The sequence below is a fragment of the Rossellomorea sp. RS05 genome, from assembly GCF_039822645.1.
GTDB lineage: Bacteria > Bacillota > Bacilli > Bacillales > Bacillaceae_B > Rossellomorea > Rossellomorea marisflavi_B.
This window is the reverse complement of sequence record NZ_JBDKWY010000012.1, coordinates 1-15,213: the sequence shown is the minus strand read 5'-3', so window position 1 is coordinate 15,213 and position 15,213 is coordinate 1. Positions and strand designations below refer to the sequence as shown.

Genomic DNA, 15,213 nt, shown 5'->3' with positions numbered 1-15,213 from the left:
CCTTTTATCGATCTTCTCTATAGTATCCCTGCATACGCTGTCTGATCTGAGTCATATGATGACGCATTTGCCTTTTCGCTGACTCCCGGTCCCCGACCTTGAGGAAACGGACGAGGTGAACATGCTCTTCGTAGGCTTCCATCGCACTCATCCTGAGCCTGCCCGACAATCCGAGGAAGGCACGGTTCACTCCCGTATTGGATGCTTTGATCATGTCCTTCAGCTTCGGATTCGGATTCGGTGCTGCCAACAGGAGATGGAAGCGCCGGTCAAGGTCAATGAACTCATCGTATCGGTCCTCGAGTATCGCACGGTGCTGCGCTTCCAGATTGTCGTCTAGTTCACCCATAAGGCTGTCATCCAGTTCCGGAATCACCTCGAGATTATATACTTCGAGAAGCTCCCTGATCTCCAGATGCTGCAGCCCATCCTCCTCGGTGAAGGAAGCGACAACGGCGATCTTCGCATCTGAAATCGTCACCAGCCCTTCGCCAGCAAGTTTCCTCAGCGCTTCCCTGATCGGCGTCCGGCTGATTCCATATTCTTCGGCAAGCCTTTTCTCCGGAAGCTCATCCCCCGAGGACAGCTCTCCTGAAAGAATCTGCTTCCTTAAGAGCTGGAATGCCTGACCTGCCAGTGTTTTTTTAATGATCAAACCCTTCCCCCCTTGTTTGAATCATTCCCGGTATACCGTATACATGTATCGTACGGTATGATACCCTACCTGTAAATAGACTTTTTTGAAAATTAGTAAAACGAGGAAGGTGTCAGCCCATTAATCCCCAATGGATCAGTGAGTTAATAGAAGAAATTGGAACAGACGGTGTAACCATCAACGAAACCGCCTTGCTGCAGCATAGCCACGATGAGTCCCATCATCCCGGGGTCAGCCCGGATGTAGTCGTTTCCCCGGAAAATACGAAAGGAGTAGTGGCTATTCTCCGAACCGCATCCCGGTACGGGATCCCCGTGACCCCATACGGAGCGGGATCCGGATTGGACGGAGGCGCTATCCCGCTCCACAACGGAATTTCCCTCGATTTCACCCGGATGGACCGCATCCTCCATTTCAGCCCCGAAGATATGAGCGTTACCGTTCAGCCAGGCATTACCCGCCTTGCCCTGAACAAACAGATCAACCGCCATGGTCTCCACTTCCCCATCGACCCGGGAGCCGATGCAAGCATCGGCGGCATGACTGCAACGAACGCAAGCGGGACCACCGCCGTCCGCTACGGATCCATGAGGGATCAGGTGCTCGACCTTGAAGTTGTTTTGGCTGACGGCAGGGTCATCCATACCGGCAGCCGTGCCAAAAAATCATCCAGCGGCTATCACCTCAATGGCCTCTTTACAGGATCGGAAGGAACCCTCGGCATCATCACCGGCATCACCCTGAAGCTCCATGGTATGCCGGAGCATAGGATTGCAGCCCGCTGTACGTTTCCTTCTCCGAAGGCCTGTGCAGAAGCAGCCCACCTGATCCTCATGAGCGGGATCCCCGTCCAGCGGATCGAGCTAGTAGACTCCGAAAGCATCCGTCAGGTGAATGCATACGGACAATATGCATTTCCCGAGGAGCATTCCCTTTTCTTCGAATTTGCCGGAACGAAGGGCGGCGTGGAGGAAGAAGCAAGTCTCGCAGAAGAGCTGATGAAGGACGCGGGATGCAGCCACTGGGAACGAGCTGCGGGATCGAAAGAGAGAAGCGAAATCTGGCGGGCAAGACATGAGCTTTCCTACGCCTTCAGCCATATTCCAGGGAAGAAGATGCTCGGCTCCGATGTGTGCGTTCCACTCTCACATTTGGCCGATCTTGTCGTCCATGCCCGGACCCTCATCGAAGGCAGCGGACTTCTCGGAGGCGTCTTTGGACATGTCGGGGACGGTAACTTCCACACAAGCATCGTCTATGACCCGAAGAAACCCAATGAACGCGAAAGAGCCCTTCATATCAATGAAGAGCTCGTACTCAAAGCCCTCGGATCAGGAGGAACCTGCACCGGAGAGCACGGAGTCGGCATCGGGAAGAAAAAATATCAGGTGCAGGAGCACGGAGAAGCTGCGGCGGTCATGACATCCTTCAAGCAACTCCTCGATCCTGAAGGGATCCTGAACCCGGGGAAAATCTTCGACTGACCCTCCCCCGGAACATCCAACGTCATATCTCTGATCCGATTCTGATAAGATAAGAGAAAAAGAGGAGGAGGCTGAGAGGGTTGAAAAATGTCACGAAAGTCATCATACCCGCTGCGGGTCTCGGGACCCGGTTCCTTCCGGCGACGAAAGCACAGCCCAAAGAAATGCTCCCCATCGTCGACAAGCCGACGATCCAATACATCATCGAAGAAGCCGTTTCTTCCGGCATCACGGATATCATCATCATTACCGGTCGGGGAAAAAGAAGCATCGAAGATCACTTCGACAAATCCTATGAACTGGAATCCACCCTCGCCGATAAAGGAAAGTGGGAGGAGCTAGAAGAGATACAGTCGATCTCGAACTTGGCAAACATCCATTATATCAGGCAGAAGGAGCCACTCGGACTCGGGCATGCCGTCCTGTGTGCCCGCTCGTTCATCGGGGATTCCCCTTTTGCCGTCATGCTTGGCGATGACCTCATCGACTCCAAGGTTCCGTGCCTGCAGCAGCTCATCAGCTCGTACGATGAGCTGGGAGGTCCCATCCTCGGGGTCCAGCGCATCGACCACGACGAAACCGGAAAATATGGGATTGTCCAAACAGATCCGCAAACCGCGCGTTCAGGCTGCCACATCGTCGACGGGCTAATCGAGAAACCGGACCCTTCCCATGCCCCATCAGATCTTGCCATCATGGGCCGCTACATCCTCACCCCCGAGATCTTCTCCTACCTCGAAGACCTCGGACCCGGAGCAGGAGGCGAATACCAGCTCACCGACGCCATCCATCACTATAGTAGGAACCACCCGGTCTATGCCCAGGAATTCGACGGGGAGCGATATGACATCGGCGATAAGTTCGGATTTATACGGGCCACAATTGATTTTGCGTTGAAGCGGGATGGACTTGGTGAGGAACTGCGCACCTATCTTGACGACATTACAAACCGCAAGTAAAAATACCAGAGTCGATTCTGCCTCTGGTTTTCCTATACGCTCATACTCCTCAAAGAATGCGCCACCTCTACCTTTCCCACCGGTCTGGCAGGCGCTCCCGCAACGATTACATCCGGCTGTATATCCTTTGTCACGACTGAATTTGCCCCGACTGACACATTATCCCCAATGATGACGGGACCGGCCACGACGGCCCCCGTGAAGATGGTCACATTATCACCGATAATCGGCTTGATTTGACCATTCCGCTCCTGGTCCCTACCCCCGATCGTGACATTTTGGAACACCTCGAAATTCGCCCCGGCCTTCACTTTCGTTCCTATCACCACTCCAACCGAGTGGGCAATGCGGAAGCTGGGACCGATTTCGGCACCGTAGGAAATCTCGGCACCATAGAAAATGATCCCTGCCGACCGGAGGATCCTGGGAATGAGCGGCACCCGCTTTACATGAAGGGCGTGCCCGATCCGGTACATGACGACCAGCCAAAAGGTTGAAGCGTTGAAGAAGCTGATGATCAATCCTTTCGGGGATAACCCATATGCCCTGTAGTCTGATTTGATCAAATGGAACATGCGGTCCACATCCTTCTCCTTTTTCATCCAGTCTAGCCCCTGGATATGAAGGGAATATGGAAGAGATATTAGGGATTTGTAAAGAATCCATAACAAAAAACCTCCGCTCAATTGATTCCTGAGCGGAGGTTTTTTCCTAACCAGCCTTCATGACTTCATTTCCATGATCTGCGTCATACTGCCCTTCTGATTTGGACATGACGATAGCGGCAAGGGTGTTTCCTGTTAAGTTGACGACGGTACGGGCCATATCCATGATCCTGTCGACCCCTGCGATGAAGGCAAGGCCTTCTGCTGGCACCCCGATGGTACCAAGGGTGGCAAGGAGGACGACGAAGGATGTACCAGGTACAGCAGCCATCCCTTTTGATGTCACCATAAGGACAAGGATGAGGGTGATCTGCTGCATGATGGAAAGGTCGATGCCGTAGACCTGCGCGAGGAACAGGGCAGCGATGGCCTGATACAGGACCGATCCATCAAGGTTGAAGGTGTACCCGATCGGTACGACGAAGGATACGATGGCCTTCGGGCAGCCCATCTTCTCAAGCTTCTCCATGACGCGTGGAAGGACGGTCTCGGAGCTTGATGTACTGAAGGCGAGTAGAAGCTCATCCTTCAAGTATTTGAGTAAGGTGAAGATATTCACTCCGGCCCATTTGGCCACCAGCCCCAACACGACGATGAGGAAGAAGATCAAGGCCGCATAGACGAGGCCGACGAGCTTTCCGAGTGATACAAGGGAATCAATCCCGAATTTCGAAACGGTTACCCCGATCAGGGCGAACACGCCGAGTGGTGCAACCTTCATGACCATGTTCACAACGTGGAACATGGCGTGGGACACGGCGTCAAAGAATTTAATGACCGGTTTCCCACGTTCACCGATGGCTGCCACTCCAAGTCCGAATAGCACGGAGAAGAAGATGATCGCCAGCATATCCCCTTCCACGATGGATTGGAAGAAGTTTGTCGGAACGATATGCAGGAAGGTTTCTGCAATGGATTTGTCTTGCTGACTTTCAGAAGTATCAACATAGGATTGGATGTCTGTTTTCTCCACAGACCCAAGATTGACGTGGCTTCCAGGATGGAACACGTTCGCCAGGATGATTCCGAGGATGATGGCGACGGTCGTGATGACCTCGAAATAGATGATCGTCTTTGCCCCGAGGCGACCGAACGCCTTTCCATTCCCGGTGCCTGCCACTCCTACGATGAGAGTGGAGATGACGATCGGAATGACGATCATTTTAATCAAGCGAAGGAAAAGGTCTCCCAACGGCTGGAGATACGTAGCAACACGCGGGTCATTAAACCAGATGACCCCGACAAGGATACCCAGGATCAACCCGACGAAGATCTGGGTGGCTAAACCGAAACGAATTTTTTTCATAGATGGTCCCCCTCTTGGATGATGTGCGTAAAGCAAAAAAGACCGTTCTTAAGAAAGAACAGCCTTTTGGTTGAAAAATAAAGGTTCTTTCTCTCAACTGGCATACGGAGTTAACTGTCGGATTCGGGATTGAGAGTTCCCTACCTAGTAAAAGGATGCACCCCAAGGTATCGAAATACCACTTGCATGATTCCTCCGCTCGATCGATTAAGCCATACTATTTAATTGTAGTGGTGACTTTATTATCCTAAAAAAGTTTTATTTTAGAAGTCTACAAAATATAATATACATCCTCAAACAATACACTGTCAAATGTTTTTTAAATAAAGATATTTCAGAAAAGTTATTTATTAGAAATTTTAACTTTTACAGGGTAAACCACACATCGAAAGATCTATTTTAAGCAAGAAAATAAACCCGGCGTATGCCAGGTTCAATTGGACTTATCCACAAAATAATCCACCATAAAGGAGGACCACACTTCATTCCCTTCTTTATTCGGAAGTTCCTTCTTTGTCACCTGGGATTCAACGTCATTCCAAGCCTTCCAATGATCTATGTATGGATAGTGATGATCCTTGGCATACTCCCTCAGCTTCTTCTCTTCCAATGGATAGTAGTGCGCATCAGGAATCGGGTTGGAGGGCTGCAGAAGGATTATGACATCAGGATTCGCCTTCTTGAACGTATCCAGGATGGAAGATAGATTCTTCAGCCTTTCCTTCATATCGATGTGACTATTATCCGCCAGAAGAAACGGTTCCAAAAGGAGGAGGTCTGGCTTTTCTTTTGCCAACGGAAGATGAAGTCCTTCCTTCATCACCTCTCCGGATGTCTTTCCTCCGATTTCATGAATTGAGATAGATAGAAGTTCTTCTCCATACTCTTTCGTCAATGCCTTTTTCACTGTATCCGGCCATGCTCCTTCTTCATCCGACGTCGAGGATGACCCAGCGATCATCATGTGTACAGGTTTCCCTTGGGCCTCTTTTTCCCTGAAGAGCGGTTGAACATCACGGGGCAACCCATTGATCCGGTCCAACACCTGCAGCCGGTGCCTTTCGTTTTCTGCCTTCTTCTCTGCTTCCGCCTTCTCTACTTCCAGCACTTCCTGATGGGAGGCGTAGGCCGAAGCCTGCACTTCTCTCACCTCTCCTTCCCAGTGATACTTCCCCCCGATCACAACCGATGAGGTCAGCAGACCCAACATGACCAATCCTATTTTCATTCACTCGTCCCTCCAATCTATGAACTCTATCATAAAGGAAAGAAGTGGCAATATTTGTATATCCGTGTAGATAACCGAACCATAAATTCTGACAAATTCATAGATCAATTTTCATTTTTCTTAAATTAACAGAAAACTTGAGGTTTTCTTAAAAGAAACTTCCATTATCCACAGGTCCAAGCAGCTTTATCCCCTGATGTAGAGATGATTAGGTCTTTTGTCACCCATCCTTTTCTCCCTTACTGTGGATATACCGGGAAAACAGAGCGGCGCCTGCTCAAAAGGAATAGGAAATGGAACCATTTGAACTCGTCCATGAACAGTACAGCCAGATGATCCACAAAATCATCCACACCCTGCGCATCTACAAGAATCATGATGACTATTACCAGACCGGCTTGATCGCCCTCTGGGAGGCATACGGAAAATTTGACTCTTCTAAAGGAACGTTCACATCCTTCGCTTATTCCTATATCAGGGGACGGATCCTGACTGAGTTGAAGAGGGAAGCGAGGGAAGAAGAGCGCGGAGTCGAACTGGAGGAAGGAGCAACGGAAGCCGGCGGTGACGACCTGGATACTCTCGCGTTGGAAACCCTCCTTTCCTACTGCGGGAACCTTACGCTCAATCAAAAGAAGTGGGTCATCTCTCATTCTCTCCACATGCTCTCGATCAGCGAAATCGCCGAGCTGGAAGGTGTGTCGCCCGAGGCTGTGAAGAAGTGGCGAAAAGGGGCAAAGGAAAGGATCCGGCAGGCCATTTTTAATCAAACGTTTGTTTAAAGTGGATAACCTGTTGATAAACCGGTGATCATGATCTCAAACACTCGTTTAATAGAACAAAAAAGAAGGATGACCACAATCGTCATCCTTCTTCTTAAAACGTCAATCCATCTTTTTTGCTTTTCGCGTCAAGTCCGGCACCGATGGCGATGCCAATTGAAATCCCCAAGGTGAACCCATACACCATATTCTCGAGGAATCCCAGGCCAATCAGCATCCCGAAGGTCAGACCAAGGGGCATGAATACACCGATATAGTAGTTTTGGGGCACCACCTTATGAACCTTGTGGACATGATTCAGCAGCTTGTTCAGCACTTTCCTATGTGAACGAACATCCGATTTTTCAAGTTCAGGCAATCTTGCTCTCAATCTCTTATACTCTTCTCCAAGCTCCATCAGCCCCGATTCACACTCATCGCAAGGTTCCAGATCGGCCATCCTGTTCAGGAGGCGCTCCTCCTTTTCGAGGTCGAGCTTTCGGCTCATTCCCTGGCCGGCATCATTCTTGAAAGCATGGAGATGTTTCCTTACTTCTTCGACGTGCACGTGCATCCTCTCCCTAAAGCCATTCATACCAGATTATACCGCTCAGGGCGGGTCAGGTCAAAAGGGATAGATGGCACATTCAAACACCGGTCAGGATCTGCCACAGCTCACTTACAGACTGCGACTTGAGACATCGTTGGACCAGCTCCTGATTCTCCACCAAGTCGGTTAAAAAGGCATAGACCATCTGCAGATCTTCGGTACTTTCTTTTTTTACATTCAAGACACAAACAAGCTGCACAGGCTCGCCATTCCATAATACAGGCTTTTCAAGTGAACAGATGGCAAGGAAGGTCTCGTTCCACTGTGGAGAGATGGGATGGGGTACGGCCAATAGTGGCCCAAAAGAGGTGGAGGCAATCTCTTCCCGTCGCATCACGCTGTCATAAAAGGTCGGATCGACGAGCCCTTTTTTCACCAGTTTGTCTGTTAGTCCGGAGAGTACGTCCTCCTTGGTGGAATACTGTTCGTTTATCCACAGGCAATCCCTCCTCAGATAGGTCAGATGTGAATGCGGCTGGAGATCCAGATGAGACTGGATCCTGGTATAGTCTTCTCCTGATAGGATGGTTCTTACATGAATGACGGGTATGGGGAGGTCTTCTTCCAGGGGAATGGAGGAGATGATGAAGTCGATCTCATCCAAGTTGTGGTTCTTCAGGTGATAATACTCAGTGGTGGCCACTACGTCCATTTCATGGCGGAATTTCGATTGAAGCTTATACTTGATCATACGGGCGCTCCCTGCACCCGATGCACATACGATGATGACGCGCTTTGGCCCCGACCCGGCAAGGTTTTGCCGTTCCATGGCTGCTCCCAGGTGAAGGGCCAAGTAACCGATCTCGTTTTCGTCGATCTGAACCTCCATGTTTTCATCAATGATCCTTCCGGCCACGACCCCTGCCTCGAATGCAACGGGATAGTTTTTCTTGATATCGTCCAAAAGGGGATTGCGGATATTCATGCCGTAGCGGAATCGGTTGATGGCGGGCTTCAGATGGATGAGGAGGGCTGCCCGCAGTTCTTCATCTCCTGTCAGGCGGATCTTCCATTCCTGTTCGACGGCCCGGAGGATTTCATCCACAAGGACGGCATACCCTTCACCTTTTGCATCTTGCAGATACTCGACTTCAAGCCTCTGCTCCGTCACAAGACGGGTACCCAATAAATGAAGGGCGATATAGGCGATTTCCACCTGTGGAAAACACACACCGAGCTCTTCATTGAGCTCTTCCACCATCTTCCCTGCGATGATGTACTCCTTTTCTTTAAGGATCTCCTCCATCTGGAGGGTGATGGCAGATATGAGATTGCCCGACATCATCCGCTTACAGGCAATTGCAATGTGGATAACCAGATTGTTCATGGCAATATCGGACATCTGAAGACCATGACGATCCACATACTTTTCCACCACCGTCCAGATTAAAGCAAGACGCTCCTCATCATGCAGATCGGGAAGGGTCTGGATCTGCCTGCGGACCGGTGTGGTACGATCGATGACATATTCGGCAAGACAGAACCGGACATTCACTTCCTCACCTTCCACCTTCAGACCATAATTCGGCTTTTTGACAAGGTATAGGTGATAACGGCTGAGGATATCCTTTACATCCTTCAAATCATTCTGGAGGGTGGAAAAACTCACGTGGATCTCATCGGCGAGGTCCTGGATCTTCAAGTAGCCATCGGTTTGAAGGAAGCGCCTGATAAGATAGCCTACCCGCTGCTCAGGGGCAACCGGCCTATCCGTACCGACCTCTAGAAGCTCCTGTAGGAAGGTCCTGAAAGCAGCATCATCTCCGACTTCAAGGGTATAGCCTCTGCCACGGACCGCCCTGATGACGGCACCATGTCCCTCGAGGCACTCATTCAATTGCTTCACATCTTCCCGTACCGTCCGGGAGGAGACATTAGACACCCCGGCCAAATGACTGCCCGTCACCAGGCCGTCAACCGCCATCAATTCTTTTAATATCCGTTTGAATCGCGTATTCATGCCCCGTTCCTCCCTTCCGCCTTCGCCAATGCTTAAAATCCATTTTGTGTCGATACTTCCTTGAACCAGTGGGCACTCTTCTTCGGCTTCCTCTCCATTGTATCGAGATCCACCTGATAGAATCCATAGCGATTTTTATACGCATTCATCCAAGACCAGTTGTCCATGAACGTCCATAAATGATACCCCTTCGCCTGGCAGCCTTCCTCAATGGCCGTATGCAGCCACTCGAGATGGCCCCTTATGAAGTCGATCCGGTAATCGTCATGGATCATGCCATCCTTCTCGAAGCGCCCTTCATCTTGGACACCCATGCCGTTCTCGGAAACGAACGACTCGATATTCTCGTAGTTTTCTTTCAGATTCATCATGATATCGTAAATGCCCTTTTCGTAGATTTCCCACCCGCGATACGGATTCATCTTCCTGCCCGGCATCTCATAGTGGTCGAAGAACCATTCAGGCATGAACGGGGCCTCTGGGTTCGGCAGATACTCCTTCGCCTTCACCCTCCTTGGCTGATAGTAATTCACCCCAAGGAAATCAATCGTATTCTGCTTAAGAAGTTCCCGGTCTCCTTCGTGCGTAGTCGGAAGATGATCATGGTCGGCAAGGAGGTCGATCAGCTCCTGTGGATATTCCCCAAGAACCGAAGGATCAAGGAAGCTTCGATTGAAGAAAAGATCCGCTATCTTGGATGCCTTGACGTCAGCTGGATGCTCACTCCGCGGATAGGAAGGCGTCAGGTTGAGGATGATTCCGATTTTTCCGTCTCCCACTTTCCTATATTCCGAGATTGCAAGTGCACTTGCAATCATCGTGTGATACGCCACCTGAGTAGCCTTCTTCCCATCGACGATATTGGGATAGTGGAAATCATACAGGTAGCCGCCCTCGACTGGTACAATGGGCTCGTTGAATGTGAACCACTTCTTCACCCGGTCACCGTACCGCTCAAAACAGATTTTTGCGTAGCGTGCAAACGCCTCGGCCACACGACGGTTCTCGAACCCGCCTTGGTCCTGCATTTCCTTCGGCATATCGAAGTGATACAGCGTGACGAACGGCTCGATGCCCTGCTTCAGGAGCTCATCGATGACATTCCCATAAAAGGTGGCCGCCTCTTCGTTCACCTGGCCTTCTCCCCCAGGGATGAGGCGTGACCACGAGATCGAGAAGCGGTACGTATTGTGACCGATTTCCTTCATCAATGCGATGTCTTCACGATAGCGATGATAGAAGCCCGACGTTTGCTCCGGACCCACCCCATCAAAGAAACGACCGGGCTCGACTTCATACCAATGATCCCATATATTCTTTCCTTTGCCGCCTTCAGACGCGGCCCCTTCGAGCTGGGTGGAGGAAGTCGCGCTTCCCCACCAGAAGCCCTCTGGAAATTCCCTCTTCATTTATCCCACTCCTTGTATCGGTAGATTTCGATGATTTCTACAGCCAGATCCCTGACTGTCATCGAGGTCATGAGATGATCCTGCGAATGGATGAGCAGCACATTGAGCGGATTGCTCTGCCCCATGGCTTCCTGCTGGATGAGCTTGGTCTGATACTCATGGGCTTTGGCCAGTTCCTCACCCGCCTGGACAATCAGCTCATCTGCACGCTTGAAATCTTTCCGCTTCGCTTCCTGTATGGCTTCCATGGCAAATGATTTTCCGTTTCCTGCATAGAGGATGATTTGAAAGGATATTTCCGTAAGATCTGCTTGCTGCTGTTCCATTACATTCGCCACCTTTTTTGAAATCGCATTCCATTATGCACTCTTATTGACATCCGTTGATCCTTCTCCACTGCGTTCAAGCTCATAGTATTGTTTATCCATGATCCTGAGGAACGGCCACCAGATAGTAAAGACGATGAAGATATTCACAGCCTGCAGGACGCCACCCTGCCATGAGTTCGTCGCCAGGGCCCCGTTCAGGATCGTCGGAGTCGTCCACGGGACGATGACCCCCGTCGGCGGTGGAACGATACCCGTTGCCATGACAAAGTAGGTGAACACAGCCACGATTACAGGCGCCAGGAGCCACGGGATGAAGGCGAGGGGATTCATGATGATGGGGAGACCGAAGATGATCGGCTCATTCACATTGAAGAGCCCGGCCGGTGCACCGATCTTACCCAGTTCTTTCATCTGCCGGCTCTTCCCGATGATGAAGATGCCGAGAATGACGGCAAGGGTCATACCCGACCCTCCCATCCCCACGATGAAGGAATCGATAAACTGCTTGCTGACGATATGGGGAAGCTCTTCCCCAGCCTGGAATGCCTGCAGATTTTCATTGGCCAAAGCATACCAGATCGGGTCAAAAACAGAATTCACGATGATCTGCCCGTGAAGCCCGAAGAACCAGAACACCTGGATCAGAAGGACAGCCACGATTGTTGCCGGCAATCCGGAACCAAGGGAGGTAAGTGGCGCCTGCACCACATCGTACACAAAGTTCTGCACACTGCCGTACGGGAGATATTCAAATATGACCCTTACAATCAGGAATGTACTCAGGGTCAGGGTAATCGGAATCAAAGCGCTGAACGAACGAGCCACGGCATCCGGGACACCGTTCGGCATCTTCAGCGTCCATCCCCTCTGAGTGAAGAACCTATAGAGCTCCGCTGCTATGAAGGCGGTCAGGATCCCTACGAACATCCCCTGCGCACCAAGGCTCGAAGTAGGAATGACTCCATTCACCCCTTCAAATGTCTGCGGCGTGAGGATCAGGAAGGCAGCCAAAGCGGCCACTCCGCCATAAAGACTTTCGCCCCCGTAGTGTTCGGTGAGCTTGCTCCCGATGCCGATGATCACGAACAATCCCATGATCGTAAGCGTTGCGGCAGAAGCAGGGCCTAGTGCCGACTGATAGGTCGAATAGGCATCTTTACCGATGAGTTTATCCAAAAATGGAAGATTGGCGAGTACCACGAAGATCGATCCGAAGATGATCAACGGCAGGGCCACCATGAACCCGTCCCTGAGCGCCGTCAAGTACCGGTTATTATTCAGTTTGTCTGCAACCGGAAGCAACACATTTTCCAACACCTGCATGAATTTGTTCATCCCAGGTCCCCCTTGATCATTTTTTTATAAGGTCCAATGCTTTTTCCAATACTGCTTTACCGTCGACACGCCCGTAGGAAACCGGGTCGATTGTATCCACTGGAATGCCGGAATCCCTCGCCTTCTCTTCATATTTCCGCTTCATGAATCTCATCTGCGGGCCGATCAGCAGGACATCAGCCCTTTCCATATCGACAAAAGCCTTATCCTGAGCCACAGCCCATATCTCAGCATCCATCCCCTTGGATTCAGCCGCTTCCTTCATCTTCGATACAAGCAGGCTGGTGGACATCCCTGCAGAGCATGCCAATAAAATTCTTACCACTGTCATCATCCCCTCTTTTAATGGTACTTTGATTATATTTTAAAAGCGCTTTCATAAACACGCATTGATTTTCCTCAACCCAACGGAAATGATTCTCTGTGGCAAATAAAAAAGCGGATGGTTTCCCATCCGCCTTGCATGTGCTGTCTTCTTAATCGATAACGCGGCTAACAGGCCCTCCACATTGAGCGCAGGTGCCTATCAACAAGACTTTGAAGTCCGCCGAGTCCACGATGTAGTCAATAATCCGCGTGACTCCGCAGGTCCGACAAAATACATTTCCTTCAAGCTTTTCACGGATATGGGCCGGAACCGCCATCCATCGTTTCCTTGCCAGTTCATCTTTATCCATAAGCGACACCTCTCATCACGTATCGATTTTCCCTATTACTATATCATACCGCGGAGGAGAATGATGCCCCTCATCCCTCATGGGAAAATGTCTCCCTGATGGCACGCTCAAGCTCGGAACCTTCCACCGCTGTCTTCACGTAGCGCCGTGTCACATTGATATCCCGGTGACCCGCAAGCCTAGAGACCACCTCCAGGCTCACTCCCCGGTCCACAAGCTGCTGACAAAAGGTATGGCGCAACTTCTGGGCATTCACATGAAATTTCTTCAACATATATTGAACCGATCTTTCCGTCAACCGTTCACGTGACCGCGACACAAACAGGGGACCGACAGGTTGTATTTCATCCAGGTAAGCCGTCAGAGAGGACTTCAACGCATCGGTCAGCGGGATCACCCTCTCATCCCCATGGGTGTCCGACACCCTCAAGACTCCCCGTTCGAGATCCAGATCCGTCAAATCGAGACCGCAAAGTTCAGATACACGTATACCGGTATGAAGAAGAGTGAGGACGATTGCTTCATTGCGGGCATTTCGGCTTTCCCGCACCTCGACCAGGAGACCCTCACACTCTTCCTTTGTCAGCACATCAATCTCATCCTTCTTCGGCGCATGCTTGATCCTGATATCAAGCCCCACATCCGGCCGCTTCAAAAAACGGGTGAGTGTCCGGATCACACCCAGCACCTTATCCGTCGTAATCGGACTCTTTCCCTGCTCTTCCAAATGAATCATATATTCCTGAACATCATCATGGCTGATTTCCATTAGGAACAACCCGCGCTCCCCCAGCCACTGATCAAACTTCTTAAGCTCCTGCTGATACGTCAAAATCGTCTTGCCTGACTTTCCCTCTTTCTCAAGCCACCCTAAAAACATTTCAATCGTACTGCCAGAAGTTCCTCTCAAGAGACCCACCCTTTCACAGCGAAAACGTTCTTTTGTCTAATCCTAGAGAATTGGAAGGAAGAAGTCAACTTCTGTGAAGTTCGGGTAGCATGGTGGAGAGAGTTTTATGTAGATACTCTTTCATGAGCACTAGTTAAAAATGAGACGTGAAGCTATTTCGCAAATAAGTACAGCTTCGCCTATCCCCAGCTCTTTGGACACCGTCTCTGTTCTATCCACTTCGCTGATCATAGACTTCCATAGGTTGTAAAAGCTCTTTTGCTTCTGCGGTTCTCTAGTCGCTAGTAAATAGAGGTGTTCGCAAATACGGAGAATGAATAGCAAATTGAAAAATGGGCAGTAATACGCTTCGCAGATAAAAAGTGGATTTCCGCAAATAATTTTATAAATATCGCAAAGAAATCGTTGAATTTCACAGGTGTATTCGTGCCTGGAGAGGAGAGACGAGTCCTAGAGTGTTCTAAATGGGCATAAGGTGTTACGAGGAATGTCGAATGGTGTCATATGGAAAAGACGTACCATTGTTTGGAATAATATCGCTGATAAAAGGTCCCTGTCCGTACGTATCACTCCTCCTTCGCTCGGAACGAAAAAAAGTCGCAACTAAGCGCGGACTCCTCACTAGCCTTTTCACTGGCAGATACCTCTGACCCTTCCACTTCGCTGATCGCAAACTCCCAAAGGTCATTAAACTTTTCGCTCTTCCTGTTGTCTACATGTTTCCTTGCTGATTAGATGCTCCCAACCATTTCATTCCCTCACCAAAAAAACACCACAAAAAAAGCAACCCATCAAATGAGCTGCTTTTTATACTTTGCCTGGCGACGTCCTACTCTCACAGGGGGAGATCCCCCAACTACCATCGGCGCTGAAGAGCTTAACTTCCGTGTTCGGCATGGGAACGGGTGTGACCTCTTCGCCAATG

General features: G+C 50.3%; 15 protein-coding genes, 1 rRNA gene and 1 riboswitch. Of the genes, 3 read left to right on the top strand and 13 right to left on the bottom strand.

The window, feature by feature from the left end; all coding sequences use genetic code 11:
* Nucleotides 1-4: 4 nt before the first annotated feature.
* Entirely contained in the window at nucleotides 5-655 is a 651-nt protein-coding gene (locus tag ABJ225_RS20635) for a GntR family transcriptional regulator (protein WP_347321500.1), read from the bottom strand.
* 191 nt (nucleotides 656-846) lie between these two features.
* On the opposite strand from ABJ225_RS20635, the gene ABJ225_RS20630 reads away from it, so the two are divergent.
* Together ABJ225_RS20630 and galU are read left to right on the top strand one after the other, a co-directional pair.
* Nucleotides 847-2,139 carry an FAD-binding oxidoreductase gene (locus ABJ225_RS20630; RefSeq protein WP_347321499.1) on the top strand — a complete coding sequence of 431 codons (1,293 nt, stop codon included), beginning with the start codon at nucleotides 847-849 and terminating at the stop codon, nucleotides 2,137-2,139.
* 80 nt (nucleotides 2,140-2,219) lie between these two features.
* Nucleotides 2,220-3,098, top strand: a complete 879-nt coding sequence (galU, locus tag ABJ225_RS20625) for a UTP--glucose-1-phosphate uridylyltransferase GalU (protein WP_347321498.1) — start codon at nucleotides 2,220-2,222, stop codon at nucleotides 3,096-3,098.
* Nucleotides 3,099-3,130: 32 nt separating this feature from the next.
* On the opposite strand, the gene ABJ225_RS20620 is transcribed toward galU, so the two are convergent.
* From ABJ225_RS20620 to ABJ225_RS20610, 3 genes are all read right to left on the bottom strand, one after another.
* Nucleotides 3,131-3,700 (bottom strand): serine O-acetyltransferase, encoded by a 570-nt coding sequence (locus tag ABJ225_RS20620; RefSeq protein WP_347321497.1) that lies wholly within the window; start codon nucleotides 3,698-3,700, stop codon nucleotides 3,131-3,133.
* A 109-nt stretch (nucleotides 3,701-3,809) separates the two neighbouring features.
* The gene (locus tag ABJ225_RS20615) at nucleotides 3,810-5,069 is read right to left on the bottom strand and encodes a cation:dicarboxylate symporter family transporter (RefSeq protein ID WP_056540032.1); all 1,260 of its coding nucleotides are present in this window, start codon (nucleotides 5,067-5,069) and stop codon (nucleotides 3,810-3,812) included.
* A gap of 85 nt (nucleotides 5,070-5,154) precedes the next feature.
* Nucleotides 5,155-5,293: riboswitch (cyclic di-AMP (ydaO/yuaA leader) on the bottom strand.
* 209 nt (nucleotides 5,294-5,502) lie between these two features.
* Nucleotides 5,503-6,297, bottom strand: a complete 795-nt coding sequence (locus tag ABJ225_RS20610) for an SGNH/GDSL hydrolase family protein (RefSeq protein ID WP_218246354.1) — start codon at nucleotides 6,295-6,297, stop codon at nucleotides 5,503-5,505.
* Between the two features lie 293 nt (nucleotides 6,298-6,590).
* Between ABJ225_RS20610 and ABJ225_RS20605 the strand changes: the two genes are divergently transcribed.
* The gene (locus ABJ225_RS20605) at nucleotides 6,591-7,079 is read left to right on the top strand and encodes a sigma-70 family RNA polymerase sigma factor (protein WP_347321496.1); all 489 of its coding nucleotides are present in this window, start codon (nucleotides 6,591-6,593) and stop codon (nucleotides 7,077-7,079) included.
* Nucleotides 7,080-7,173: 94 nt separating this feature from the next.
* Here the strand turns inward: ABJ225_RS20605 and ABJ225_RS20600 are convergent, their stop codons facing one another.
* The 9 genes from ABJ225_RS20600 to rrf form a co-directional block, all read right to left on the bottom strand.
* Nucleotides 7,174-7,626 (bottom strand): PrsW family intramembrane metalloprotease, encoded by a 453-nt coding sequence (locus ABJ225_RS20600; RefSeq protein ID WP_218246352.1) that lies wholly within the window; start codon nucleotides 7,624-7,626, stop codon nucleotides 7,174-7,176.
* A 79-nt stretch (nucleotides 7,627-7,705) separates the two neighbouring features.
* Nucleotides 7,706-9,628, bottom strand: a complete 1,923-nt coding sequence (locus ABJ225_RS20595) for a BglG family transcription antiterminator (RefSeq protein WP_347321495.1) — start codon at nucleotides 9,626-9,628, stop codon at nucleotides 7,706-7,708.
* Nucleotides 9,629-9,660: 32 nt separating this feature from the next.
* Nucleotides 9,661-11,037 carry a glycoside hydrolase family 1 protein gene (locus ABJ225_RS20590; RefSeq protein ID WP_347321494.1) on the bottom strand — a complete coding sequence of 459 codons (1,377 nt, stop codon included), beginning with the start codon at nucleotides 11,035-11,037 and terminating at the stop codon, nucleotides 9,661-9,663.
* A complete protein-coding gene (locus ABJ225_RS20585) occupies nucleotides 11,034-11,363 on the bottom strand; it encodes a PTS sugar transporter subunit IIA (protein ID WP_048006599.1) in 330 nt (109 codons plus the stop codon). Before ABJ225_RS20585 ends, ABJ225_RS20590 begins: the two co-directional genes overlap by 4 nt.
* Before the next feature lie 33 nt (nucleotides 11,364-11,396).
* The gene (gene celB, locus ABJ225_RS20580) at nucleotides 11,397-12,701 is read right to left on the bottom strand and encodes a PTS cellobiose transporter subunit IIC (protein WP_290031975.1); all 1,305 of its coding nucleotides are present in this window, start codon (nucleotides 12,699-12,701) and stop codon (nucleotides 11,397-11,399) included.
* 16 nt (nucleotides 12,702-12,717) lie between these two features.
* Nucleotides 12,718-13,026 carry a PTS sugar transporter subunit IIB gene (locus ABJ225_RS20575; RefSeq protein WP_218246348.1) on the bottom strand — a complete coding sequence of 103 codons (309 nt, stop codon included), beginning with the start codon at nucleotides 13,024-13,026 and terminating at the stop codon, nucleotides 12,718-12,720.
* A gap of 151 nt (nucleotides 13,027-13,177) precedes the next feature.
* The gene (locus ABJ225_RS20570; RefSeq protein WP_053428989.1) at nucleotides 13,178-13,378 is read right to left on the bottom strand and encodes a hypothetical protein; all 201 of its coding nucleotides are present in this window, start codon (nucleotides 13,376-13,378) and stop codon (nucleotides 13,178-13,180) included.
* 70 nt (nucleotides 13,379-13,448) lie between these two features.
* On the bottom strand, nucleotides 13,449-14,288 hold the full coding sequence (locus ABJ225_RS20565; RefSeq protein WP_347321493.1) for a tyrosine-type recombinase/integrase: 840 nt from the start codon (nucleotides 14,286-14,288) through the stop codon (nucleotides 13,449-13,451).
* Nucleotides 14,289-15,104: 816 nt separating this feature from the next.
* Nucleotides 15,105-15,213, bottom strand: a 5S ribosomal RNA gene (rrf, locus tag ABJ225_RS20560); the annotation flags it as partial.

Excerpts from the sequence above, each read along its gene's own strand:
- celB (WP_290031975.1), bottom strand. The coding sequence starts at position 12,701 with ATGAACAAATTCATGCAGGTGTTGGAAAATGTGTTGCTTCCGGTTGCA.
- ABJ225_RS20620 (WP_347321497.1), bottom strand. The coding sequence starts at position 3,700 with ATGAAAAAGGAGAAGGATGTGGACCGCATGTTCCATTTGATCAAATCA.
- ABJ225_RS20610 (WP_218246354.1), bottom strand. The coding sequence starts at position 6,297 with ATGAAAATAGGATTGGTCATGTTGGGTCTGCTGACCTCATCGGTTGTG.
- ABJ225_RS20570 (WP_053428989.1), bottom strand. The coding sequence starts at position 13,378 with ATGGATAAAGATGAACTGGCAAGGAAACGATGGATGGCGGTTCCGGCC.
- ABJ225_RS20615 (WP_056540032.1), bottom strand. The coding sequence starts at position 5,069 with ATGAAAAAAATTCGTTTCGGTTTAGCCACCCAGATCTTCGTCGGGTTG.
- ABJ225_RS20585 (WP_048006599.1), bottom strand. The coding sequence starts at position 11,363 with ATGGAACAGCAGCAAGCAGATCTTACGGAAATATCCTTTCAAATCATC.
- ABJ225_RS20590 (WP_347321494.1), bottom strand. The coding sequence starts at position 11,037 with ATGAAGAGGGAATTTCCAGAGGGCTTCTGGTGGGGAAGCGCGACTTCC.
- ABJ225_RS20595 (WP_347321495.1), bottom strand. The coding sequence starts at position 9,628 with ATGAATACGCGATTCAAACGGATATTAAAAGAATTGATGGCGGTTGAC.
- ABJ225_RS20605 (WP_347321496.1), top strand. The coding sequence starts at position 6,591 with ATGGAACCATTTGAACTCGTCCATGAACAGTACAGCCAGATGATCCAC.